This is a genomic window from Fuscibacter oryzae (assembly GCF_016765795.1).
Taxonomy (GTDB): domain Bacteria; phylum Pseudomonadota; class Alphaproteobacteria; order Rhodobacterales; family Rhodobacteraceae; genus Fuscibacter; species Fuscibacter oryzae.
The window spans coordinates 39,756-61,809 of sequence record NZ_JAESVP010000013.1 but is presented as its reverse complement, the minus strand read 5'-3'; the positions used below and the strand labels follow the sequence as shown (position 1 = coordinate 61,809).

The following is a 22,054-nucleotide window of genomic DNA, read 5'->3' as shown; positions in this document are numbered from 1 at the left end:
AAACATAAAGCGCGGCGACCGTTCATGCTGAACATCCAGAAACCCTTGCAGATCATTGGCAGAAAACAGGTTTTTTGTGCCTGATCTGCTGTCGCCCCAGGAATGGCAGGCGCTGGCCCTGTCGCTGAAAGTGGCGTTCTGGGCCACGGTGATCAGCCTGCCTTTCGGCATCCTGACCGCCTGGGCCTTGGCACGGCGGCGGTTCTGGGGGCATGGGCTGCTGAACGGGCTGGTCCATCTGCCGTTGATCCTGCCGCCGGTGGTGACGGGCTATCTGCTGCTGTTGACCTTTGGCCGCAAGGGGCCGGTGGGGGCGTGGCTGGAAAGCTGGTTCGGCATCGTTTTGGCCTTTCGCTGGACGGGCGCGGTGCTGGCCGCTGCGGTCATGGCCTTTCCCCTGATGGTCCGCGCCATCCGCCTTGCGTTCGAGGCGGTGGACCCCAAACTGGAACAGGCCGCCGGAACCCTTGGCGCGCCACCGCCTTGGGTGTTCCTGACCGTGACCCTGCCGCTGATCCTGCCCGGCCTGATCGCCGGGGCCATCCTGTGCTTTGCCAAGGCGATGGGAGAGTTCGGAGCCACCATTACCTTCGTCGCCGCGATTCCGGGGCAGACGCAGACCCTGCCCTCGGCCATCTATGCCTTCCTTCAGGTGCCGGGGGGCGATGCTTCGGCCTTGCGGCTGGTGGTGGTTTCAGTGGCGGTGGCGCTGGGGGCGTTGGCGCTGTCGGAATGGCTGGCGCAGAGGGTCGCTGCCCGCATCGGTGGGCGCATCGGGGGCCGCGATGCTTGAGGTCACCTTTCGCCACGCCTTTCCCGGTCTGGCGCTGGATGTCTGTTTCAACGCCCCGCCCGGCATCACCGTGCTGTTCGGGCGCTCTGGGTCGGGCAAGACCACCATCGTCAATGCGGTGGCAGGCCTGCTGGCCCCCGATCAGGGCCGCATCGCGGTTCAGGGCCGCAGGCTGTTTGACAGCGCCGTGCGGCTGAACCTGCCGCCGCACCTGCGCCGCGCGCCCTATGTGTTTCAGGAAGCGCGGCTTTTCCCGCATCTGACCGTGCGGCAGAACCTGACCTATGGCCGCTGGTTCACCCGCGCCATCACGCCAGATTTTGCTGCTATCGTTGAGATGCTGGGCATCGGCCCGCTGCTGGCCCGCCGCCCTGCCGCGCTGTCGGGGGGCGAAAAGCAGCGGGTCGCGCTGGGGCGGGCCTTGCTGGCGGGCCCAGAAATCCTGCTGATGGACGAACCCCTTGCGGCACTGGACGAGGCGCGCAAGGCCGAGATCCTGCCCTATATCGAGCGGCTGCGCGATGCGGGCGGGCCGCCGGTCCTTTATGTGACCCATGCGCTGACCGAGGTGGCGCGGCTGGCCACCACGCTTGTCGTGGTGGAAAACGGCGTCACCATCGCCCATGGCCCGGCGCAAGACCTGCTGTCCGATCCGGCCCACGCGCCGCAACTTGGCTTGCGCGATGCCGGGTCGATCCTGTCTGCGCGCCTTGTCGCGCAGGAGGCGGATGGCCTGTCGCGGCTGGAAACGGCTGCCGGGCCGCTGTGGCTGCCGCAGGTTCATGCGCCGCTTGGCAGCGCGCTGCGCATTCGCATCGCCGCGCAAGATGTCATCCTGTCACGGCAGGCCCCGCAGGGGCTTTCGGCGCTGAACATCCTGCCCGCCACGGTCAGCGCCTTGCGGCTGGGGGGTGGCCCCGGCGCGCTGGTGCAACTGGCGCTGGGGGGCGAACATCTGTTGGTGCGGCTGACCCGGCGCTCGGCAGAGGCGCTGGCCCTTGAACCCGGCGCGCAGGTTTTCGCCATCGTGAAATCGGTGGCCGTGGCGCAATCCGACATCTTTTCCCCGACACCGCAGGCCCCCCATGACGCTGAACCTTAAGGCCCTAGACCGGGCGCTGGATCTTTTGCCCCTGCGCTACAAGGGGCCGGGCGGCGCGGTGGGTGTGGTGCATCAAGGGCGCATTCATGCCACCCGCGTCTGGGGATACGCCGATCTGACGCGCCGTCAGGCGATGACGGCGGCAACGCGGCTGCCGATCTGTTCAATCTCCAAACAGTTCACCTGCGCGCTGCTGCTGGACCAGATTGCCGACCCTGCCACGTTGAACGAACAGGTGCGCGACTTTCTGCCCGCCTACCGCGATGCGCTGCCAAGTGTAAAGGATCTGGCCGACAACCAGTCTGGCTTGCGCGATTACTGGGCGCTGACCGTGTTGCAAGGCGCTGTACCCGAGGCCGAAGTTCGACGCGAGGATGCCCTGCCGCTGCTGGCGCGGCAGAAAACCGGCCATTTCGCACCCGGCACGGCCTATTCCTATTCCAACGGCAATTTCCGTATTCTGGCCGAACTGATCCAGCGCGCCACCGACCGGCCCTATGAGGAGGCGCTCGCCGACCGCATTCTGGCCCCGGCAGGTATGGCCAGCGCCGTGCAAGCCTCGGACACCCGTTACCCGCTGGATGGGGTTGTGGGCTATGAAGGCAATGACGAGATGGGCTTTCTACCCGCCCAGAATGGCATCTGGTGGATGGGCGATGCCGGGATTTCGGCCAGCCTGACCGATATGCTGGCGTGGGAAACCTTTATCGACACCACGCGGGGCGATGCGTCGGGCCTTTATAGCCGCCTGTCGGCCCCGGCAACCTGGGGCGATGGCAGCCCGGCCTTTTATGCCAATGGCCTGCGGCAGGACCGGGTTGGCCCCCACCGCGTCACCGGCCACGGCGGCGCGTTGCGCGGCTTTCGCGCCAACCGTCAGCATGTCGCCAGTGAGCGCCTGTCGGTCGTGGTGATGTTCAACCACGAGGCCAATGCCCATGCCGCCGCGACCTGGCTTTTGGAAACCGCGCTTTGGGTGCAAGCCGCGCCTGCCCTGCCGCCACAGGGCTGGGACGGGCTGTGGCTGGACAGCGCGAACGGCCTGATCGCCCGCACCACGCAGGACGCAACTGGGGTGACCCTGCGCTATGGCACCACGCCCGCCCGCCTGACCATGGCGGCAGATGGCAGCGCCGTGGCACCCGGTCTGACCCTGCGGCAAGGGCCGGACGGGTTGCAGATGCAGCGTGAAACCGAAAACCTGACCGTCACCGCCAGCCCGCTTGCTTCGCGGGACTGGGCCGATGGCGGCCAGATCGCCGGGCGCTACTGGTCGGACGAATTGCAGGCCGAAATGACCATCGCGGCACAGGATGGCGTGGCCTTTGCCGGGTTTCAGGGCCTGCTGGGATCAGGCCCGATGGAGCGGATGTATCCTGTCGCCCGCGATATCTGGATCATGCCGACCCGCCGCGCAATGGATGCGGCCCCGCCGGGGGACTGGACAGTGCAGATCCACCGGGACGTCGGCGGCGGAATTTCCGGCCTGACCATCGGCTGCTGGCTGGCGCGCAATATCGGCTATCGCAAGCTGGCCTGAACAGATCAGGCGGTACGGTCAGCGCATATCGCCGCGCTGATGGTCCAGCCAGGTGCGTACCGCAGCGGCGGTTGTGTCCAGCAGCGGCGGCAGGTCGTGCGGGGCGGCGGCAAGCAGGCTGCGGTCACCGCGCGTTGCGGCGGATTCAATCGCCTCCAGCCGGGCGTGCAGCGCCATCGCGCCAAAGGTGGCCGCCGCCCCGGCACAGCGGTGCAGCGCCTGCAATTGTTGGCGGTCCGCGTCGGGCTGGGGCATGTTGTTGCCATTCGCGACAAGGCCTTGTCTAACCTCTTGCAACTGATCCAGAAACCGGCCCAGCAGGTCGCGCAGCGGCGCCGTGACCCCACCCCCGACCAGATCAGCCAAGCGTGCGGTATCCAGCACCGGCACAGGTGCCATAGCCGCCCGGTCAGTCGCCGCACCGATGCGAAGGTGCAAATCCCGATTGAAGGTCCGGCCCAACATGGCGATCAGTTGTGGTCGGTCAATTGGCTTTTTCAGCACCTCGGTCATGCCGGCAGCGCGAAAGGCGGCCAGCTCTTCGGGCAAGGCATGGGCGGTGACGCCGACAATCGGAGTGCCACGCGAGGGGCCATCACCTGCGCGGATGGCGCGCGTCGCCGCCTGCCCGTCCATTACCGGCATCGAGACATCCATCAGGATGATGTCAAACGCCCGCCCGTTGGCCAGCAGCACCCCCTCGTGACCATCAGCGGCCTCGGTCACGTCATGACCCTCGGCCTCTACCATTTCGCGCAAGATGGTGCGATTGATCTCGTTATCCTCGACGATCAGAACCTGTAGCCGCTGCTCGGCGGGCATTCGGGCCGGTGAGGCGGCGGTAAGGCCCGTCAGCCCGCTTTCGGCGGAGGTGGCCTCTGCCACCTCCAGCGGCAGACGCATCCAGAACAGGCTGCCCGCGCCAGGCTCGCTTTCCACCCCAATGCTGCCCCCCATCAGCGTCACCAGCCGCCGCGAAATCGCCAACCCCAGTCCGGTGCCGCCCTGACGGCCATAAGAGCTGTCGAGCATTTCGAAATCATCGAAAATCCGCTCAAGATCGGCCGCGGCAATGCCAGTGCCGCTGTCGATCACCCGAAACTCCACCTCGCGGCGGGGGGCCGGATTGCCCAGCGCCTCGACCTCCAGCCTGATTTCGCCGTTCCGGGTGAATTTCGTGGCGTTATTGACAAAATTCAGAAGCACCTGCCGGATCTTGGCCGCATCGCCGATGGTGCCCGGCAGAGCCGGACCATCCCAGGCCCAAGCCAGGGTGTTGCCATTGGCGCGCGCCAGATGCGTCTGGCTTTCCACCACATCCTGCAACACGCGGCAGAGATCAAAGGGCCGCAGGTTCAGCCGCATCATCCCTGCCTCCAGCTTGGACAGGTCCAGCACGTCATTGACCAGCCCGCTCAACAAGCCCCCCGACACTTCCATGGTATCGACATAGCGCCGCTGCCGGGCATCAAGGCGGGTATCCTTCAGCAAGGACATGGTTCCCAGCAGGCCGTTCAGCGGCGTGCGCATTTCATGTGACATCACCGCGACGAAATCTGCCCTCGCCTGCTCGCCGGCGACGGCCTGATCATGGGCGGCCTTCAGGCGCTCCTCGGCCTGTTTCAACTGGGAAATGTCGCGGATGAACAACACGAAAATCTGGCCCTGCTGGCCCTGAATCTTGCGCACAGAAACTTCGGCGGGAAACACCCGGCCAAGGCGGTCTGCCCCGTTCAGATAGATGCGGCCCGGCGTATCCGCTGCCCTGCCGTGCAGCACATCTTCCAATTTGGCATTGCCGGGGCCGCTGCGGGCGCTGTCAGAGGGGGGCAGGATCAGACCGCGCATATCCTGACCGCGCGCCTCTTCAGCGGAATAGCCAAAGATAGCCTCGGCGGCGGGGCTGAAATCCACCACACGGGCATCGCTGTCGCAGACGATGATGCCGTCCAGACTGGTTTCGATCACGGTCTGCATGCGGGCTGCGGTGCGCGTCTGTTCCTGCCCGCGCCGTTCCGACAGGCGGTAAAGCCGCAGCAGCGTCACCGCCAGCAATGAGACGGTCACGAACATACCTGCCGCCGTCACCGCCAGCCGTGCCAGTGTACTGGTGATCTCGTGACGGCTTTCGTCCGAATGGCGGGCAAATTCGGCCAGCCCCGTCAGCGACAGCCGCCGTACCGTTGGGCCAAGCGCATCTGCCTGTTGCTGCAACCCGTCAAGCTGACCCGCCAAGGCCTGATCGGACTGCCCCATGATGACGCCGATCTGTTGCAATTCTTTCGTTGCGATTGTGAAATCGGTTACGAAATCGGTCCTTTCCTGCAGCCAGGAATAGGTGGTTGTGGCGCGAAACGTGTCGATCCGGCTGAAAAAGATGTCATACCGCTTGCGCAATTCGGCATAGTCGGCAGTTTCGGGACCGGTGCGTTCTGCCGTAAGACGGGTATTGCTGATCTCTAGGCGAAAGCGCAGGAATTCGGTATCAACTTGGGCCAGCGACCATTGCAGGTTGTCAGAGGCCGCCGTGCGCAGGGCGTGCAACTGGTCCAGCACATCAACGCTCATCATCCCCATCAGGCCGAACAGCCCCGACAGCACAAAAAACAGGATAGCCGCCCTGGCACGCCGCAACATGCCCCGCCACCCCGAGTCCGCCAAGCCACGGTCCGCCGATGTCTGTACTGTTGTGGCCGAATCCAGCGTCACGCCGCCCCCAGGGCATCCAAGGTCAGGGACCAAGGCTTAAGGCTGAACCTCGATCCGGTCCAGTTGCCAAATGCTGCGGGCATAGATGACCTCGCTGCGATAGGCAGGGTCGGCGTCATAGGGATAGACAATCCACAATGGCCCCTTGTCGCGGATTGTCATGGGCTTGCCGTTGCGGGCATAGGCGATGATGGGCCCGTTATCGGGCCATTCCTCGACCGGGATTTCCACGGCATAATCATTGGCGGCTGTGGCCTCCAGCATCTTGCCCTGCATGTGCGCGGCATTCAGCAAAGCGGCCAGCGGCACCCCGGTAAATTCTTGTGGGCCGTCGGTCCAGATCGTGGTTGTGGTGATGGTCTTTTGCGGCAGGGCCGCCAGCATCGCCTGATCAAAGGCCATACTGGTGGCCTCTGACTTGCCATCCACATGGCCCATCAGCGTCAGCAATACCGGGCCGCTCGGCTCCGATACGGCCACCTGCGCAACCGCGGGACCCTCTGCCCGCAACGGCCCGGCAACGGCGCACACGCAGCCAAGCAAAAGCGCTGCACGACAAAGGGCGTAACGAAGATTTGGCATCACAGTACCCGCACACCTAAAAAGGCCGGACCTGCCCACAGATCCGGCGCCTGATCATCTTTTGCGGCAATCTAGCACCCCGGCGCGCCGCTTGGGCAAGAACTTGTGCATAGGCTCGCTATCCCTTCGGATAGGGCAATCATGGCCTCTGACCACAACGTCGGGACGAAATTTCTCTGGCCAAATGAGATTCCTTATGCCAGCCTTGACAAATAACATATTGATAATATTAATATTTTAATTTTATGCCAGACAGGCATCAGAAATCTCAGGACCGGGGTTCTGTGTTAGCGTTGAACATTGTAACTATGGGGTCGAACCCCGGCTGAATTACCTGCCGACGGATTGCCCTTGTGGTAGTGGAAGCCAATTCATGCGGATCTTGATCGCCGACGATCATGACCTTGTGCGCGACACCATCGTGCTGTTCCTGCAAACCGAAAGCGGGATTGTGGCCGAGGCTGTGGGCAGCCTGCCTGCAGCCGTCGCCGCCATCGAGAGTCAGCCGCAGTTCGATCTGGTTCTGCTGGATATGATGATGCCCGGCATGAACGGGCTGAACAGCTTGCGTCAGGTCATGGCGATGAATGGCGGCCAGAGGGTTGCGCTGATCTCGGGCACCGGCTCGCCGGAGCTGGCGGAACAGGCGCTTGCGGCAGGAGCGGCGGGGTATCTGCCCAAGACCCTCAGCGCCAAATCGCTGGCCAATGCCGTGCAGTTCATGGCGATGGGAGAGCAATATGTACCGCTGGGCTTCCTGCGCTCTGGCGCCGACGAACCGGCCCATCCCCTCGCCCAGCGCCTTTCGCGCCGAGAGCGCGAGGTGCTGGGCGGCCTGATCGAAGGCAAGTCAAACAAGGAAATCGCCCGCGATCTGGGCATCAGCGAACCGACGGTCAAGCTGCATATGAAGACGCTGTATCGCAAGATCGGGGCGCAGAACCGGACACAGGCCGCAATGATCGCCAAAGAGGCGGGGTTGTTTTAGGCGACAACAACGCAGTGCCCGGCCCCCCGCCGCAAGCGGGACAGGAATCGGCAGGGGCAAAAAGATACACCCCAGCCCGATCTGGCGACGGCCATTGCCTTCGCCACGCGGTGAAAGTGCAATTTGCACCGCCGGGGCTCAAAGGCCCGGCCAGCGCCCAACCCGCCCCCGGCGGGCGCTGGCCTCTTGGTGTTCTGGCGGAAACGTCTCTAACGGACAGGTCCCGCACGGACGGGGAAACGCAGTGCGTTTCCTGACCCGCCCGGACAGGCGTTGCGGCAAAAGCAATCCGGCCCTGACCGCCAAGGCGGCTATCTCGGGCGAATTCATCAAGCGAACGATGGTTCGACCGCAAAAAAGATAACCCCTGCCCGCACCGCGGACAGGGGCAATAATTCCGGTGCCAGTGGCTCAGCTACACCCCGTGGTCCCGCCACAGGTGTTGCACTTCATGCAGGTGCCGTTGCGCACAAGCGTGTAGTTGCCGCATTCGCCGCAGGGGTCGCCCTCATAGCCCTGCATCTTCGCCTTGGTCCGGGCATCCATGCTGACGGTGCCAGAGGCCAGCGCGGTCGAGGTTTCCACCACCATCGCGGCAAAGCCGGTTTCGGTGCCGGTCGATGCCATACCGCCCTGGAACACCATCAGTTCTTGCGGCAGACGTTTGCGCAGATATCCGGTGGAGCTGATCGACTTCAGCATCTCCAGCGATTTCGACGCCGCATTGTCGGTGACTTCGGCAAAGTTGCGCTTGCCCTCGTCATCGCCCCGGCCCAGATCATCGAACGAGGCGCCTTGCGGCTTCACATGGGCCAAATCGGTGCGGTCCAGATAGGAAATCGCCAGTTCGCGGAAGATATAGTCCAGGATCGAGGTGGCATTCTTGATGCTGTCATTGCCCTGCACCATGCCCGCCGGTTCAAAGCGGGTGAAGGTGAAGGCCTCAACAAACTCTTCCAGCGGCACGCCGTATTGCAGGCCAACCGACACCGCGATGGCAAAGTTGTTCATCATGGCGCGGAAGCCCGCACCTTCCTTGTGCATGTCGATGAAAATCTCGCCCAGCCGCCCGTCACCATATTCGCCGGTGCGCAGGTAAACCTTGTGCCCGCCGACAATGGCTTTCTGGGTATAGCCCTTGCGCCGCTCGGGCAGCTTTTCGCGGTTGGTGCGGATGATTTCCTTGATGATCACCTTTTCAACGATCTTCTCGGCAATCACCGCCGCCTTTTCCTGCAACGACCCGGTGGCGAGGATTTCCTCGGCCTCCTCGTCATCCTCGATCAGTGCCGAAGCCAGCGGTTGCGACAGTTTCGACCCGTCGCGGTAGATGGCGTTGGCCTTGATGCCCAGTGAATGCGACAGTTCATAGGCCGCCAGAACCTCGGTGATCGAGGCCGAATTCGGCATGTTGATCGTCTTGGAGATCGCCCCCGAGATGAACGATTGCGCCGCCGCCATCATGTAAATGTGGCTGTCCACCGACAAGAACCGCTTGCCGGTCTTGCCGCAAGGGTTGGCGCAGTCGAAGACCGACAGATGTTCCGCCTTCAGGAATGGCGCGCCTTCCAGTGTCATCGTGCCGCAAACATGGTCATTGGCGGCATCGACCTGCGCTTTGGTGAAGCCAAGGTGCTTCAGCAGATCAAAGGTCGGGTCAGCCAGCTTTTCGGCGGGGATGCCAAGGGTCTGCTTGCAGAAATCTTCGCCCAACGTCCACTGGTTGAACACGAACCGGATGTCAAAGGCCGAGGGCAGCGCGCCTTCGATCTTTTCAATCTCGCGCGGGCCGAAACCATGGCCGATCAGCGCGGTGTGGTTGATGCCGGGGCAGTTGCCCAAGGTGCCATGGCCCACGGCGTAAGAAATGATCTCGGCCACTTCGCTGGTGCGGTAGCCCAGCATCTCCAGCGCCGCTGGAACCGACTGGTTGATGATCTTGAAATAGCCGCCGCCCGCCAGCTTTTTGAACTTGACCAGCGCAAAGTCCGGCTCAATCCCCGTGGTGTCGCAATCCATCACCAGACCGATGGTGCCAGTCGGCGCGATCACGGTGGTTTGGGCGTTGCGATAGCCGTGGGCCTCACCCAGCGCCAGCGCCTCATCCCAAGCCGATTTTGCCAGTTGGGCCAAGGCCTTGTCGGGGCATCCTGCGGCGTCCAGCGCGACCGGATTGACGTTCACGCCCTCATAGCCCTTGGTCTCGCCCATCGCGGCGCGACGGTGGTTGCGGATGACGCGCAGCATGTGCTCGGCGTTGCGGGCATAGCCAGCAAACGGCCCCAGCTCTTTCGCCATTTCGGCGCTGGTGGCATAGGCAACGCCGGTCATGATCGCGGTCAGCGCGCCGCACAGGGCACGGCCTTCGCGGCTGTCATAGCCAAGGCCCATGTTCATCAGCAGACCGCCGATATTGGCATAGCCAAGACCCAGGGTGCGGAAGTCATAGGACAGTTGTGCAATTTCCTTTGACGGGAACTGCGCCATCATCACGCTGATTTCCAGCGTGACTGTCCACAAACGGCTGGCATGAACATAGCCTTCGGCATCGAACTTGCCGTCATGGAAGAAGGTCAGCAGGTTCATCGAGGCCAGGTTGCAGGCCGTATCATCAAGGAACATGTATTCCGAACACGGGTTGGAACCCCGGATCGGCCCGTCCGCCGGGCAGGTGTGCCAGGCGTTGACCGAATCGTGGAACTGGATGCCGGGATCGGCGCAGGCCCAGGCGGCATGGCCGATCTGGTCCCACAATTCGCGCGCCGAAACGGTCTTGGCGACCTTGCCATCGGTGCGGCGGATCAGCTCCCACGGGGCATCGTTCTTGACCGCCTTGAGGAAGGCATCGGTCACCCGGACCGAGTTGTTCGAGTTCTGGCCCGAGACGGTGATATAGGCTTCGGAATCCCAATCGGTGTCATAGGTCGGGAATTCGATGCTGGTGAATCCCTGCTTGGCATATTGCAGGATGCGGTTGGTATATGTGTCGGGGATCAAGGCCTTTTTGGCCGATTTGATCGCCGCCTTCAGCGCCGGGTTTTTCGCCGGATCAACAGAATCTTCGGCCGAGCCATCCCACTGACGAATGGCCGAGAATATTTCGTTCAGTTTCAGCTCATGCGCCTTGGACCCGGCGACGAGGCTGGCAACCTTCTGCTCCTCGATCACCTTCCAATTGATGAACTGTTCGACATCGGGGTGATCCATGTCGCAGATCACCATCTTGGCCGCGCGGCGCGTGGTGCCGCCCGACTTGATCGCGCCAGCAGCCCGGTCGCCGATTTTCAAAAAGCCCATCAGGCCCGACGACTTGCCGCCGCCCGACAGCTTTTCGCCCTCGCCCCGCAGCGATGAAAAGTTGGTGCCGGTGCCCGAGCCGTATTTGAACAGCCGCGCCTCACGAACCCACAGGTCCATGATGCCGCCTTCGTTCACCAGATCATCGCTGACCGACTGGATGAAGCAGGCATGGGGCTGCGGGTGTTCATAGGCGGATTCGGATTTGGTCAGCGTGCCGGTCTTGTGATCGACATAGTAATGCCCCTGCGCCGGGCCATCGACGCCGTAGGCCCAATGCAGGCCGGTGTTGAACCACTGGGGGCTGTTCGGCGCGGCCATCTGGCGGGCCAGCATGAACCGCATTTCGTCATAATAGGCGCTGGCGTCGGCTTCGGTGGTGAAATAGCCACCCTTCCAGCCCCAATAGGCCCAAGCACCCGCCAGACGGTCAAACACCTGCTTGGCGGAGGTTTCGCCGACAATCCGTTGATCTTGCGGCAGTTCTGCCAGTGCCGCGTCATCCGGCACTTGGCGCCACAGGAATTTCGGAACGCCAGCCTCTTTCACCCGTTTCAGCCGCGCGGGCACGCCCGCCTTGCGGAAATATTTCTGGGCCAGAACGTCACTGGCAACCTGGCTCCAGCCTTCCGGCACCTCTACCGCGTCATTCTTGAACACCACCTTGCCGTCGGGATTGCGAATCTCTGACGTGGTCTTGGTAAAGGCGATCTCACCATAGGCGCCGCCAGCCTCGGTCGTGAACTTGCGCTCGATCTTCATCTCTGCCCCGTCTCCGCTTGGCAGGGCTTCGCGCCCCGTCCGGTTGAAATCCTTGATAGGCAGACAAATCTCATAGCCCGAAGCCTTTATGGCCCCGGTCGCCGCGCCCGCACTTCCGGCGCTGCATCTGTCGAAGATCATTCCTGCCCAGCCACAACATATGGTGGTGTCGTCGGCCACTTCGTCAAACTGTCGCAAAGACTGGTGTCTCGCAACGGGATTCTTTGGGTTATCCACCAGATTTTGTGCTTGACGCTTTCGCGCAACATATGGGTGGCGTCACGGCGGCGTGATCGCACAGTTCAGGCATCGCGTGAATACGGGCGGAAAAGCCAAGGCGCACACAGATTTGGACGCGACACCTCAGCTTTTGCCGCAAGGCCGGGGCGAATCTGTCAGCGCCGCCTGTTGATCAGCACGATTCCGCCCGCCACCAGCACCGCCGCCCCCAAAAGCGGCAATGTCAGCGTTTCGCCGTAAATCAGCACGCCCAGCGCCATCGCGAACAAGGGTGTCAGGAAGGAAAAGCTGGCCACCGTCGCCGTCGGGTAGACCGACAGCAGCCACAGCCAACTGATGAAACCGCCAGTCACCACCACCAGCGCCTGCAACACCAGCCAAACCCAATGGTGCGGCTGAATATCGCGCAGCAAGGGACCAAAGGCCGGGGCCAACAACAGCATGATCGGGCCTGATACAGCCACCATCCAGAACAGTTGAGCCTCTGGCCCTGCTTCGCGCAGCCGGGTCTTGCGGGCCAGAAACGCGGTGCCCGCCCAGCCCCAGGCCCCGACCAGCGCGCACAGATCACCCCAGATGTTGCCATGCCCGCCGGGGCTGCGCGACAGGATCGCCCAAGCGGTGCCGGCAAAGGCCATGGCAAGGCCCACCGCACGCACCGGGGTCAGCCGTTCCCCCGGCAGGCCGAAATGGGCCAGCAGACCCATCCACACCGGCATGGAATAAAAGATGATCGAGGCGCGGCTGACCGCCGTCAGGTCCAGCGCCAGAAACAGCGCCATGAACTCTACCGCGAAAATCGCGCCAATCCACAGTCCGGGCACCAGATCGGCGCGGCGTACCCGGCCCGTCAGCCCCCGGTGGCGCAGCCACAGCCAGACGAATCCGGTAGCAAGAACCGACCGTGCCCCGGCAAAGAACACCGGCTGCAAACCGCGGTTGGCATCCTTGATGATGATCTGGTTCGCCGCCAGCAGCAGGGTGATTCCCAAAAGCGCCGCAAGGCCCGTTCCGTCCAGCCGATCCTTGCGCATCATCGCCCCCTGTTCGCGGGCCGCACCCTTTGCCTGCGGCCCGGCAGAGTCAAGGCGAGGCGAAGCCAATGGCCAGCCCGAAACCGCTGGCACCCGCAGCGGCTTTTCGCTAATCGGGCCAAAAGGGGGTGGCCCATGACCGACATCATCGCCCGCTGCGAAGCACGGGGCCTGCGGATGACCGACCAGCGCCGCATTCTGGCCCGCGTCATCGGCGAGGCTGAAGATCACCCCGATGTGGAAGAGCTGTACGCCCGCGCCAGCGCCGTAGACCCGAAAATCTCGCTGGCGACCGTCTACCGCACCGTCAAATTGCTGGAAGAGGCGGGGATTCTGGAAAAGGTCGAATTCGGTGATGGCCGCGCGCGCTATGAGGATGCGGAGCGCGACCACCATGACCATCTGATCGATGTATCCTCTGGCCGGGTCATCGAATTCATCGACCCAGAAATTGAGGCCTTGCAGGAAAAGATCGCGGCGCGTCTGGGATACCGGCTGATCGGGCACCGGCTGGAACTGCTGGCGGTTCCCCTGACCAAAGCCGACAAAACGTGAGCGCCGCCGAAAACACCCGCGCCGCCGCTTTGATGACCGGCTCGATGGCGTTCTTTGCCATTGAAGACCTGTTCCTCAAGCGCGCTGCCGAGGCGCTGCCCCCCGGACAGGTGCTGGCGCTGACCGGGGCGGCAGGGGCAGTGGTGTTCTGGCTGCTGGCCGCATCAAAACGCCAGCCCGTGTTGTCGCGCGATGCCCTGCGCGGCGTGCCCTTGCTGCGCACGCTGTCAGAGGCAGCGGCGGCAATATTCTACATCATCGCGCTGGCCTATGCGCCCTTGTCGATGACATCGGCGCTGCTTCAGGCCTCTCCGCTTGTCGTTACTGCGGGGGCAGCGCTGTTTCTGGGCGAAACCGTGGGCTGGCGGCGCTGGACCTCTATTCTTGTGGGGTTTGCCGGGGTGATGGTGATCCTGTCCCCCTGGGATGCCGGGTTTGATCCGACCGGCCTTTTTACCGTGGCCTGCGTTGTGGTTCTGGCTTCTCGCGATCTGGCGACGCGGGTGATGCCGGCGCGGATCGGCACGTTTCAGGTGGCGGCCTGGGCCTATCTGGGGCTGGTGCCAGCGGGGATCGGGCTGATGGGCCTGATGGGCGACAGCTTTGTGCCGCCCACACCGGGCCAGTGGCTGGGGCTGTCGGGTGCCTTGCTGACCGGGCTGTTCGGCTATTACGCCGTGGTCGCGGCGATGCGGCTGGGCGAGGTGTCGGTGGTGGCCCCCTTCCGCTATACGCGGCTGGTCTTTGCCATGGTTGTCGCGATGATCTTTCTGGGTGAACGGCCGGGGCCATCCACCCTGATCGGGGCCGCGCTCGTGGTCGGCTCTGGCCTTTACGCCTTTGCCCGTGAGCGTGCGCGCCGACTGCGTCAGGCCTAGGCGCGCAATACGCCCACAGTCACCAAGCCGTCCACACCCCCCGGCGACAGCCGCATCAGTTGCGCCGCCCGTTGTTCGGGGGTGTTGTCGCCAAAAATCCAATCCCCTTCGAACGTCACCCCGGCCAACGGGGCAATGCTGCCAGCATAGCGCGCATCGGCCAGATACAGCGCCTGCGCCGCCGCCCCCGGCATCGCGATCTGCGAAGTCAGCAACGCCGCCGTCCCCGAAACCGCCGCCGAGGCCGAGGCAAAGACCTCAAAATGGATATGCGGCCAGCGGCCCTGATAGGTTCCGGGAAAGATCGTGGTGAACCGCACGACGCCAGAGGCGTCGCTTTCCTGAAGGCCGCGCAGGTAATTCGCCTCGGCACGCCCATATATCGAATAGTCCCCCGCCGCATCGCAATGCCACAGATAAACCGCCAGCCCAGCCAGGGGCGCACAGGCGGCCTTTACGTCAACCAGTCGAATCTCCAGCTCCAGCAGCGCACCATCGGCCACCGAGGTCAGCCCGCCGAAACTGGGCCGCAGGTCGCGCCGCATCACGCCGCTTTCGGTCAGCACATTCACCGTGGCCCCGTTCAGGCGGTTGGTGCCATCGGCAGGATAGGGGCCGTTGGTTTCCTCCGGCAGCTTCAGACAGGCGGCACCATCGGCCCCCGTCGCGGCCAGGTTCGGCTCGGACTGTCCGGGCGGGCCTGTGAACCACCACCCTGCCCCGGCAGCCCCCGCCACCAGCGCGCCCAAGGCCGCCCGCCGCCCCCACAGCCGCGCATGGTCCTGTCTGAAACTGCCGTCATCATCCTGGGTCATCGCCTGTCACATCCTTGTCTTGGGCCTTGCCTACCAATGATACGCCGCAGCGGCGGGTTTCCGTTGGCGCTAACATGATGCCACTATCTTGCCCTTTCCCTAGGGGCCATCAGCCGCTAAACGAGATTGCAACATTCTTTGGTTCGGGAGAGGCCCCATGAGCACGATCATCGACATTCACGCCCGCGAAATCCTTGACAGCCGGGGCAACCCCACGGTCGAGGTGGATGTGGTTCTGGAAAGCGGCGCCATGGGCCGGGCCGCCGTGCCCTCGGGCGCATCAACCGGCGCGCATGAGGCGAACGAAAAGCGTGACGGTGACAAGTCGCGCTATATGGGCAAGGGCGTGCTGGAGGCGGTGGCGGCGGTGAACGGCGAGATCGCCGAAGAGCTGGTGGGTTATGACGCGACCGAACAGGTCGGCATTGACCGCACCATGATTGAAATGGATGGCACGCCGAACAAATCGCGTTTGGGCGCCAATGCCATTCTGGGCGTGTCGCTGGCGGTGGCCAAGGCGGCGGCGGAATATTCCAGCCAGCCCTTGTACCGCTATGTCGGCGGCACCTCGGCCCGCGTTCTGCCGGTTCCGATGATGAACATCATCAACGGCGGCGAACATGCCGACAACCCGATCGACATTCAGGAATTCATGATCATGCCGGTGGGTGCGCAAGACATCCGCGAGGCGATCCGCATGGGGTCCGAAGTGTTCCACACCCTGAAGAAGGAACTTCAGGCGGCGGGCCACAACACCGGCATCGGCGATGAAGGCGGCTTTGCGCCCAACCTGAACTCTGCCCGCGATGCCTTGGATTTCATTCTGAAATCCATCGAAAAGGCGGGCTACAAGCCGGGCGAGGATATCTATCTGGCACTGGACTGCGCCGCGACCGAATATTTCAAGGGCGGCAAGTATGAGATGAAGGGCGAAGGCAAATCGCTGTCCATCGAACAGAACGTCGATTTCCTGGCCGGTCTGGCCGCCGACTATCCGATCATCTCGATTGAGGATGGCTGTTCGGAAGATGACTGGGAAGGCTGGAAGCTGCTGACCGACCGTCTGGGCGGCAAGATCCAGCTGGTGGGCGACGACCTGTTCGTGACCAACCCGCGCCGTCTGGCCGAGGGGATTGCCAAGGGCTGCGCCAACTCGATGCTGGTCAAAGTGAACCAGATCGGCACCCTGACCGAAACGTTGCAAGCCGTCGATATGGCGCACCGCGCGCGCTATACCAACGTCATGTCGCACCGTTCGGGCGAAACCGAGGACAGCACCATCGCCGACCTGGCCGTGGCCACCAACTGCGGCCAGATCAAGACCGGCTCGCTGTCGCGGTCGGACCGGCTGGCGAAATACAACCAGCTGATCCGCATTGAGGAAATGCTGGGCGAGACCGCCGAATACGCGGGCCGCTCGATCCTGAAGCGTTAAGGCCAGCGCCCAGGATTTTCAAAGACATTTGCGGGCACCTCCGGGTGCCCGTTTTCATTGCCGCGCCTGCATCTACGACCATGCCAGCCGCAAGGTTCCGGCTTTGCCCCGCATCCGTTCACGGTCGTAGAGACTTTGGTGCGATTGTCGGCAAATGCCGCCCGAACCCACCCTGCGCCCATCCGCCGAAAACAGGCGGCAATGGGAGAGAGGGACACATGCACATCATCACCGCACTGGCCATATCCATCGGCGCCTTGGCCGCCGTGGCCACCTACCTTTGCCTCGGCACGCCGCTGGGCCTGCAGGTCTGGGCGCTGTTCATCGGCTGGGGCAGCTTTTACCACTCGGGCGGCAAGGGTGACGGGCTGGTCAAATCGGCCACCAACCATGTCTGGGGCGTCGTGGTCGCGGCGCTGGCGCTGATCGTGGTGGGCACGGTCGGCGGGTCGGTTCTGGTCACGTCGCTGATCGTCGGGGTGTCGGTGGTCATTCTGGTCATGGGCGCGCATCTCCCGCAACTGGCGACCATTCCGGCGGCGGTTTACGGCTATGCCTCGACCGCGGCCTTCTGCCTGCTGACGGGCGTGGCGATTGCCGATGCCGGGGCCACGATCAAGGCGGCGGCGGTGGTGCTGGCCTCGTTGATCGTGGGCAATGTCTTTGGCCTTGTGTCGGAAAAGATCGCCGGCGGCCTGGCCAAACAAGCCTGACGCTTTCGGGCCATGGCGGGGCGTGCTATGCCCCCGCCATGGCAAAAATCATCCTGCTGAACAAACCCTATGATGTCCTGTGCCAGTTCACCGATGGCGAAGGGCGACAGACCTTGGCCGATTTCGTGCCGCTGAAGGATGTCTATCCCGCCGGTCGGCTGGACCGCGACAGCGAGGGGCTGGTGGTGCTGACCGATGACGGTCGGTTGCAGGCCCGGATCGCCGACCCAAAGCACAAGACGGAAAAGACCTATCTGGCGCAGGTCGAAGGCGTGCCGGATGCGGCGTCACTGGCCGCGCTGTCGGGGGGCGTCATGCTGAAGGACGGGCTGACCCTGCCTGCCCGCGCCCGGCTGATTGATGCGCCCTCTTGGCTGTGGCCGCGCAATCCGCCGATCCGGGTGCGCCAGACCGTGGCCGATTGCTGGCTGGAGCTGACGATCCGCGAGGGGCGAAACCGTCAGGTCCGCCGCATGACCGCCGCCGCAGGCCACCCGACCCTGCGGCTGATCCGCTGGCGCGTGGGCGACTGGACGCTGGAGGGGCTGGCCCCCGGAGAGTGGCGGCAGATTACGGTGTGACCACCCCGCTGATCTGATCGCAATCCTGTCGCCAGCACTTGCGACAGCCCCGAAATGCCCCGTCCACAGCCATGTCTGCATTCACCCACTGACAGTGGGGGCGAAATGACGGGCTGAAGCGGCGGGGCGGTGGCGACAATCAGATCTGGCAAGGTCAACCATAGCCGGTAGCCAGACCCGACGGCGCGGCTTCTGCCCTTACGCGAGCGTCTGGGCCAGAAGCCAGTCGCGCACCTCTTGTGCAACGCGGCTCAGGGCAACATCGCGGGGCCAGATGACGTGGAACTGCATCCCTGTCGTCAGGACATGGCTGGTCAGGCGAACCAGGACTCCGCTGGCCACCAGCCCTTCGACCAGATGCCGCCAACCCAGCGTTACGCCCTGCCCTGCCATGACAGATTGAATCACCAGAACATAGTCGTTGATCTGCAACCCCTTCGGGATTCTTCGCCCCTCGATCCCGGCGGCCGCAAACCAATCGCGCCACGTCGCCGCAGATCGGAACGGCTCTTCCAGATGGATAAGCTGGTGGTCCAGCAGATCCGCCTCTTGCTTCGGCATCTCGCGACCCAAAAGATAGCCCGGCCCGCAAACCGGGAAGATCTCTTCCGCCGCAAGCGGTTTGGCCAGATATTGCGGCCACTCCGAGGGGTTCCCGCCCCGCACGGCCAAGGGGATACCCTCGCCCACAAGGTCAAGGTCGCGATCCGCCGTCTGGATGCGCAAATCGATATGAGGCAGATCTTGGCGAAACTGTGCCATACGCGGCACCATCCAGAACGCCGCAAAAGCGGTCGAACAGGACAGGGTTACATGATCCCCGGTTGCCGCCGCCCGCAGGTTCTGCGCTGATCGCTGAATATGCGAAAGCCCGATGGACACATCGGCGTGAAAGCGTTCTCCCGCCTCGCTCAGCCGGATGCGCCGGTGTTCGCGCAGGAAAAGCGCGGTGCCCAGATGTTCCTCAAGCCGCGCAATGGCATAGGACACCGCCGCCTGTGTCATGTGCAGCTCTCGGGCTGCGGCGGTAAAGCTGGGTAACCTTCCCGCCGCTTCAAAGACGACAAGGCTGTTGATCGATGGCAAGAGGCTGCGCAGATTTTCCATAAGCTACATTTATCAAGTCGATGAAAACTTTCCAGCGTCACAGATACCCCAAGACGCATTAGCTTGCCCTTGATTTATCGAAAGGTGCGGTCGTGGCAGACGGGGATCTAGGCGCAAACGAAACCAAGCGTCAGCGCGGCGGGCGCTCACAACGGCGCGAAAGCCGCCTGTCCGGCGGTCAGGGCATGCACCGGCCCTATATCGTGCGGGGCATCCCGACCTATGACATCCTGTCCGACGAAAGCCTGACGGCCATCGAAGCCACCGCCGACCGCATTCTGGCCGAAATCGGCATTGAACTGCGTGACGATGCCGAGGCGATGCGCCTTTACAAACAGGCCGGGGCCGAGGTAGCGGATGTTTCTGCCGATGTCTGGCGCATCAAGTTCGAACCGGGCATGCTGCGCGAAATCCTGAAGACCGCTCCCGCAGAATTCACCCAGCACGCCCGCAATCCGGCCAACAACGTGCAGATCGGCGGCAAGAACGTCGTCTTCGCGCCCTCTTACGGTTCGCCCTTCGTGATGGACCTCGATCGCGGTCGCCGCTATGGCACGATCGAGGACTTCCGCAACTTCGTGAAACTCGCCCAGTCCTCACCCTGGCTGCACCATTCGGGCGGTACTGTGTGCGAGCCGACCGATGTTCCGGTGAACAAGCGCCACCTCGACATGGTTTATTCCCATATCCGCTATTCCGACCGCCCCTTCCTTGGCTCCATCACAGCATCCGAACGTGCGGCCGACAGCATCGACATGGCCCGCATCCTGTTCGGAGCGGATTTTGTAGACCAGAACTGCGTGGTGATGGGCAACTTCAACACCACCTCTCCCCTCGTGCTTGATGGCGTTACCACCGCCGGTATCCGCGCCTATGCCGCCGCCAATCAAGGCTCTATCCATCTGCCCTTCCTGTTGGGGGGCGCTGTCGCGCCGCTGACCATTGCGGGCATGGTGGCACAAGGGTTGGCGGAATCGATGGCGTCCTGTGCGCTCACGCAGCTTGTCCGTCCCGGCGCACCCGCGATCCTTGCATCTTTCTTCTCCTCGATGTCGCTGCGTACGGGTTCGCCCACGTTCGGAACACCTGAACCGGCCATCGGGTCGCTTGCCATGGGGCAACTTGCGCGCCGTCTGAACCTGCCGCTGCGCTGCGCCGGCAATTTCAGCACCTCGAAACTGCCGGACGGCCAGGCGATGCAGCAAAGCATGATGTCCATGATGTCCGCGGTGCAGGGGGGGGCGAATTATGTTCTCCATTCGGCCGGTTTCCTTGATGGTCTGTTGTCGATGTCCTACGAAAAGCTGGTCATGGACACTGACATGTGCGGGTCGCTGCATGCCTATCTGGACGGGATGGCGGTGAACGAGGATACGCTGGCCTTCGAGGCGCTGGCTGAACTTGGCCCCGGACAGCACCTGTTTTCCACCCAGCACACCTTGCGGCACTACGAAACCGCCTATTGGGACAGCGCGCTTGATGACAACCAGCCGTGGGAAACCTGGGACGAGCAGGGCGGCATCGACTATGCCCAGCGCGCCAATGCCCGCTGGAAAAAACTTCTGCGCGAATACGAGGCACCCCCATTGGACAAGGCGACGGACGACGCGCTTCTCGACTTCATCGCGCGCCGCAAGGCCGGGATGGCCGACATGTGGTACTGATCGGCACGGCAGCCTGACCGCCTGATCCCGTTTTCGCAATCGAACCGGCACCGCCCGACCCATGGTCAGGGTGCGGCTGCCCTTTACCCAAAACACGCCAAGAACAGGGAGAGCATTGGCATGAGCAAGGATCTGATCGCCAGGCTGGACGACAAATTGCGCAACACGCGCGAAAATTTCGACTCCATTCCGGTTATCGACGTGGCACCGTTGCTGGATGGCAGCGACAAGATGGGTGTGGCCAGGCAAATTCGCTGGGCGCTGTCCAATGCGGGCTTCATGTATGTCAAGAACCATGGCGTGACGCAGGGCTTTGTGGATGAGGTCTTTGATGTCACGCGCCGCTTCTTTGAAATGCCGATGGCGGACAAGATGGCGCTGCACGTCAGCAGATCTGACGTGGCCTTGCGCGGCTATATCGAGCCCTTTGGCGAAAACACCGACCCTGGCAAGACGCGGGATCTGAAGGAATGTTTCGACATCGGGCCAGAGCGCACCGCGCTGGAGGGGCCCTTCTTCGGCCCCAACCAATGGCCCGCGACCTTGCCGGAGTTCCAAAAGCTGGTCTACGGCTACCATGAAAAGATGGTCACACTGTCCCGGCAGCTCTTGCGTGGCATTGCTCTCAGCCTCGACCTTCACGAGACCTTCTTTGAAGGCATCATGACGGACCCGATCAGCATCCAGCGCCTGCTGCACTACCCGCCCCAGAACGGCCACGCCGACAAGGACATTATCGGCATCGGCGCCCATACCGACTATGGCAACCTGACGATCCTTGCCCAGGACGACGTGGGTGGGCTGCAAGTGATGAACCGCGAAGGCAACTGGGTTGATGGCACGCCCATCCGCGGAGCCTTTGTCATCAACATCGGCGACCTGATCCAGAAGCTGACGAATGATGTCTATCTTGCCAACATGCACCGCGTGATCAACACCTCGGGGCGCGAGCGCTATTCGATCCCGTTCTTCATCGACGCCGATTTCAACGCGGTGATCGCACCCCTGCCCTCTTGCGTGACCGAAGCGAACCCGCAGCGCTATCCGCCTGTCACCTGTGGCTCACACAAGTTCGGGCGCTTTGTGGCAAGCTATGCCCACCTGCAGGCACCCGCTGCCTGAACAAACGCCCGACGTGCCGGCCTGTTCCGGCACGTCTCATCCGCAGCGCCATGCCGCCCTGCTTCAAATAGTGTTCTGCATAATGTCGGGAGGCTTGCCTGACTTGCGATTTCTGATCATCCGGGAAAAACACGCCA

The 22,054-nt window shown here is 63.2% G+C and carries 17 protein-coding genes; 11 read left to right on the top strand and 6 right to left on the bottom strand.

Annotated elements, in window-relative coordinates; genetic code table 11:
• Window positions 1-76: 76 nt before the first annotated feature.
• From modB to JI744_RS18230, 3 genes are read left to right on the top strand one after another with little or no spacing between them, the layout of a single operon-like run.
• Window positions 77-793: a molybdate ABC transporter permease subunit gene (modB, locus tag JI744_RS18240; protein WP_202662608.1), complete on the top strand. Its 717-nt coding sequence runs from the start codon at window positions 77-79 to the stop codon at window positions 791-793.
• A complete protein-coding gene (modC, locus tag JI744_RS18235) occupies window positions 786-1,895 on the top strand; it encodes a molybdenum ABC transporter ATP-binding protein (protein ID WP_202662607.1) in 1,110 nt (369 codons plus the stop codon). The genes modB and modC overlap by 8 nt, the downstream gene beginning before the upstream one ends.
• Window positions 1,879-3,435, top strand: coding sequence for a D-aminopeptidase (locus tag JI744_RS18230; protein WP_202662606.1), 1,557 nt, complete (start codon window positions 1,879-1,881; stop codon window positions 3,433-3,435). The genes modC and JI744_RS18230 overlap by 17 nt, the downstream gene beginning before the upstream one ends.
• A gap of 18 nt (window positions 3,436-3,453) precedes the next feature.
• On the opposite strand, the gene JI744_RS18225 is transcribed toward JI744_RS18230, so the two are convergent.
• Window positions 3,454-6,072, bottom strand: coding sequence for a PAS domain-containing hybrid sensor histidine kinase/response regulator (locus JI744_RS18225; RefSeq protein ID WP_202662605.1), 2,619 nt, complete (start codon window positions 6,070-6,072; stop codon window positions 3,454-3,456).
• Window positions 6,073-6,180: 108 nt separating this feature from the next.
• On the bottom strand, window positions 6,181-6,726 hold the full coding sequence (locus tag JI744_RS18220) for a molybdopterin-dependent oxidoreductase (RefSeq protein ID WP_202662604.1): 546 nt from the start codon (window positions 6,724-6,726) through the stop codon (window positions 6,181-6,183).
• A 373-nt stretch (window positions 6,727-7,099) separates the two neighbouring features.
• Between JI744_RS18220 and JI744_RS18215 the strand changes: the two genes are divergently transcribed.
• Complete coding sequence (locus JI744_RS18215) at window positions 7,100-7,714, top strand: response regulator transcription factor (RefSeq protein ID WP_202662603.1); 615 nt, start codon at window positions 7,100-7,102, stop codon at window positions 7,712-7,714.
• Window positions 7,715-8,125: 411 nt separating this feature from the next.
• Here JI744_RS18215 and JI744_RS18210 read toward each other — a convergent pair whose 3' ends face one another.
• A complete protein-coding gene (locus tag JI744_RS18210) occupies window positions 8,126-11,773 on the bottom strand; it encodes a vitamin B12-dependent ribonucleotide reductase (protein WP_202662633.1) in 3,648 nt (1,215 codons plus the stop codon).
• Window positions 11,774-12,168: 395 nt separating this feature from the next.
• A complete protein-coding gene (locus JI744_RS18205; RefSeq protein WP_328757565.1) occupies window positions 12,169-13,047 on the bottom strand; it encodes a DMT family transporter in 879 nt (292 codons plus the stop codon).
• Window positions 13,048-13,182: 135 nt separating this feature from the next.
• Here JI744_RS18205 and JI744_RS18200 point away from each other — a divergent pair, with 135 nt between their 5' ends.
• Window positions 13,183-13,602 carry a Fur family transcriptional regulator gene (locus tag JI744_RS18200; protein WP_202662602.1) on the top strand — a complete coding sequence of 140 codons (420 nt, stop codon included), beginning with the start codon at window positions 13,183-13,185 and terminating at the stop codon, window positions 13,600-13,602.
• On the top strand, window positions 13,599-14,480 hold the full coding sequence (locus JI744_RS18195; protein ID WP_328757564.1) for a DMT family transporter: 882 nt from the start codon (window positions 13,599-13,601) through the stop codon (window positions 14,478-14,480). The genes JI744_RS18200 and JI744_RS18195 overlap by 4 nt, the downstream gene beginning before the upstream one ends.
• On the opposite strand, the gene JI744_RS18190 is transcribed toward JI744_RS18195, so the two are convergent.
• Window positions 14,477-15,295 carry a dioxygenase family protein gene (locus JI744_RS18190; RefSeq protein WP_202662601.1) on the bottom strand — a complete coding sequence of 273 codons (819 nt, stop codon included), beginning with the start codon at window positions 15,293-15,295 and terminating at the stop codon, window positions 14,477-14,479. The two genes, JI744_RS18195 and JI744_RS18190, sit on opposite strands and share 4 nt — an antisense overlap.
• 157 nt (window positions 15,296-15,452) lie before the next feature.
• Between JI744_RS18190 and eno the strand changes: the two genes are divergently transcribed.
• From eno to JI744_RS18175, 3 genes are all read left to right on the top strand, one after another.
• Complete coding sequence (gene eno / locus JI744_RS18185) at window positions 15,453-16,730, top strand: phosphopyruvate hydratase (RefSeq protein WP_202662600.1); 1,278 nt, start codon at window positions 15,453-15,455, stop codon at window positions 16,728-16,730.
• Between the two features lie 218 nt (window positions 16,731-16,948).
• Entirely contained in the window at window positions 16,949-17,443 is a 495-nt protein-coding gene (locus JI744_RS18180; protein ID WP_202662599.1) for a DUF1097 domain-containing protein, read from the top strand.
• 38 nt (window positions 17,444-17,481) lie between these two features.
• Window positions 17,482-18,024, top strand: a complete 543-nt coding sequence (locus JI744_RS18175; RefSeq protein WP_202662598.1) for a pseudouridine synthase — start codon at window positions 17,482-17,484, stop codon at window positions 18,022-18,024.
• Window positions 18,025-18,222: 198 nt separating this feature from the next.
• Here the strand turns inward: JI744_RS18175 and JI744_RS18170 are convergent, their stop codons facing one another.
• Window positions 18,223-19,131, bottom strand: coding sequence for a LysR substrate-binding domain-containing protein (locus tag JI744_RS18170; protein WP_202662597.1), 909 nt, complete (start codon window positions 19,129-19,131; stop codon window positions 18,223-18,225).
• 92 nt (window positions 19,132-19,223) lie between these two features.
• Between JI744_RS18170 and JI744_RS18165 the strand changes: the two genes are divergently transcribed.
• On the top strand, window positions 19,224-20,795 hold the full coding sequence (locus tag JI744_RS18165) for a trimethylamine methyltransferase family protein (RefSeq protein WP_202662596.1): 1,572 nt from the start codon (window positions 19,224-19,226) through the stop codon (window positions 20,793-20,795).
• A gap of 120 nt (window positions 20,796-20,915) precedes the next feature.
• Window positions 20,916-21,917, top strand: a complete 1,002-nt coding sequence (locus JI744_RS18160) for an isopenicillin N synthase family dioxygenase (RefSeq protein WP_202662595.1) — start codon at window positions 20,916-20,918, stop codon at window positions 21,915-21,917.
• Window positions 21,918-22,054 lie beyond the last annotated feature (137 nt).

Coding starts and splice junctions, on each gene's coding strand:
- eno (WP_202662600.1), top strand. CDS start 15,453: ATGAGCACGATCATCGACATTCACGCCCGCGAAATCCTTGACAGCCGG.
- JI744_RS18200 (WP_202662602.1), top strand. CDS start 13,183: ATGACCGACATCATCGCCCGCTGCGAAGCACGGGGCCTGCGGATGACC.
- modC (WP_202662607.1), top strand. CDS start 786: ATGCTTGAGGTCACCTTTCGCCACGCCTTTCCCGGTCTGGCGCTGGAT.
- JI744_RS18210 (WP_202662633.1), bottom strand. CDS start 11,773: ATGAAGATCGAGCGCAAGTTCACGACCGAGGCTGGCGGCGCCTATGGT.
- JI744_RS18170 (WP_202662597.1), bottom strand. CDS start 19,131: ATGGAAAATCTGCGCAGCCTCTTGCCATCGATCAACAGCCTTGTCGTC.
- JI744_RS18230 (WP_202662606.1), top strand. CDS start 1,879: ATGACGCTGAACCTTAAGGCCCTAGACCGGGCGCTGGATCTTTTGCCC.
- JI744_RS18225 (WP_202662605.1), bottom strand. CDS start 6,072: ATGTTGCGGCGTGCCAGGGCGGCTATCCTGTTTTTTGTGCTGTCGGGG.
- JI744_RS18180 (WP_202662599.1), top strand. CDS start 16,949: ATGCACATCATCACCGCACTGGCCATATCCATCGGCGCCTTGGCCGCC.
- JI744_RS18205 (WP_328757565.1), bottom strand. CDS start 13,047: ATGCGCAAGGATCGGCTGGACGGAACGGGCCTTGCGGCGCTTTTGGGA.
- JI744_RS18190 (WP_202662601.1), bottom strand. CDS start 15,295: ATGACCCAGGATGATGACGGCAGTTTCAGACAGGACCATGCGCGGCTG.
- JI744_RS18220 (WP_202662604.1), bottom strand. CDS start 6,726: ATGCCAAATCTTCGTTACGCCCTTTGTCGTGCAGCGCTTTTGCTTGGC.
- JI744_RS18215 (WP_202662603.1), top strand. CDS start 7,100: ATGCGGATCTTGATCGCCGACGATCATGACCTTGTGCGCGACACCATC.
- JI744_RS18160 (WP_202662595.1), top strand. CDS start 20,916: ATGAGCAAGGATCTGATCGCCAGGCTGGACGACAAATTGCGCAACACG.
- JI744_RS18175 (WP_202662598.1), top strand. CDS start 17,482: ATGGCAAAAATCATCCTGCTGAACAAACCCTATGATGTCCTGTGCCAG.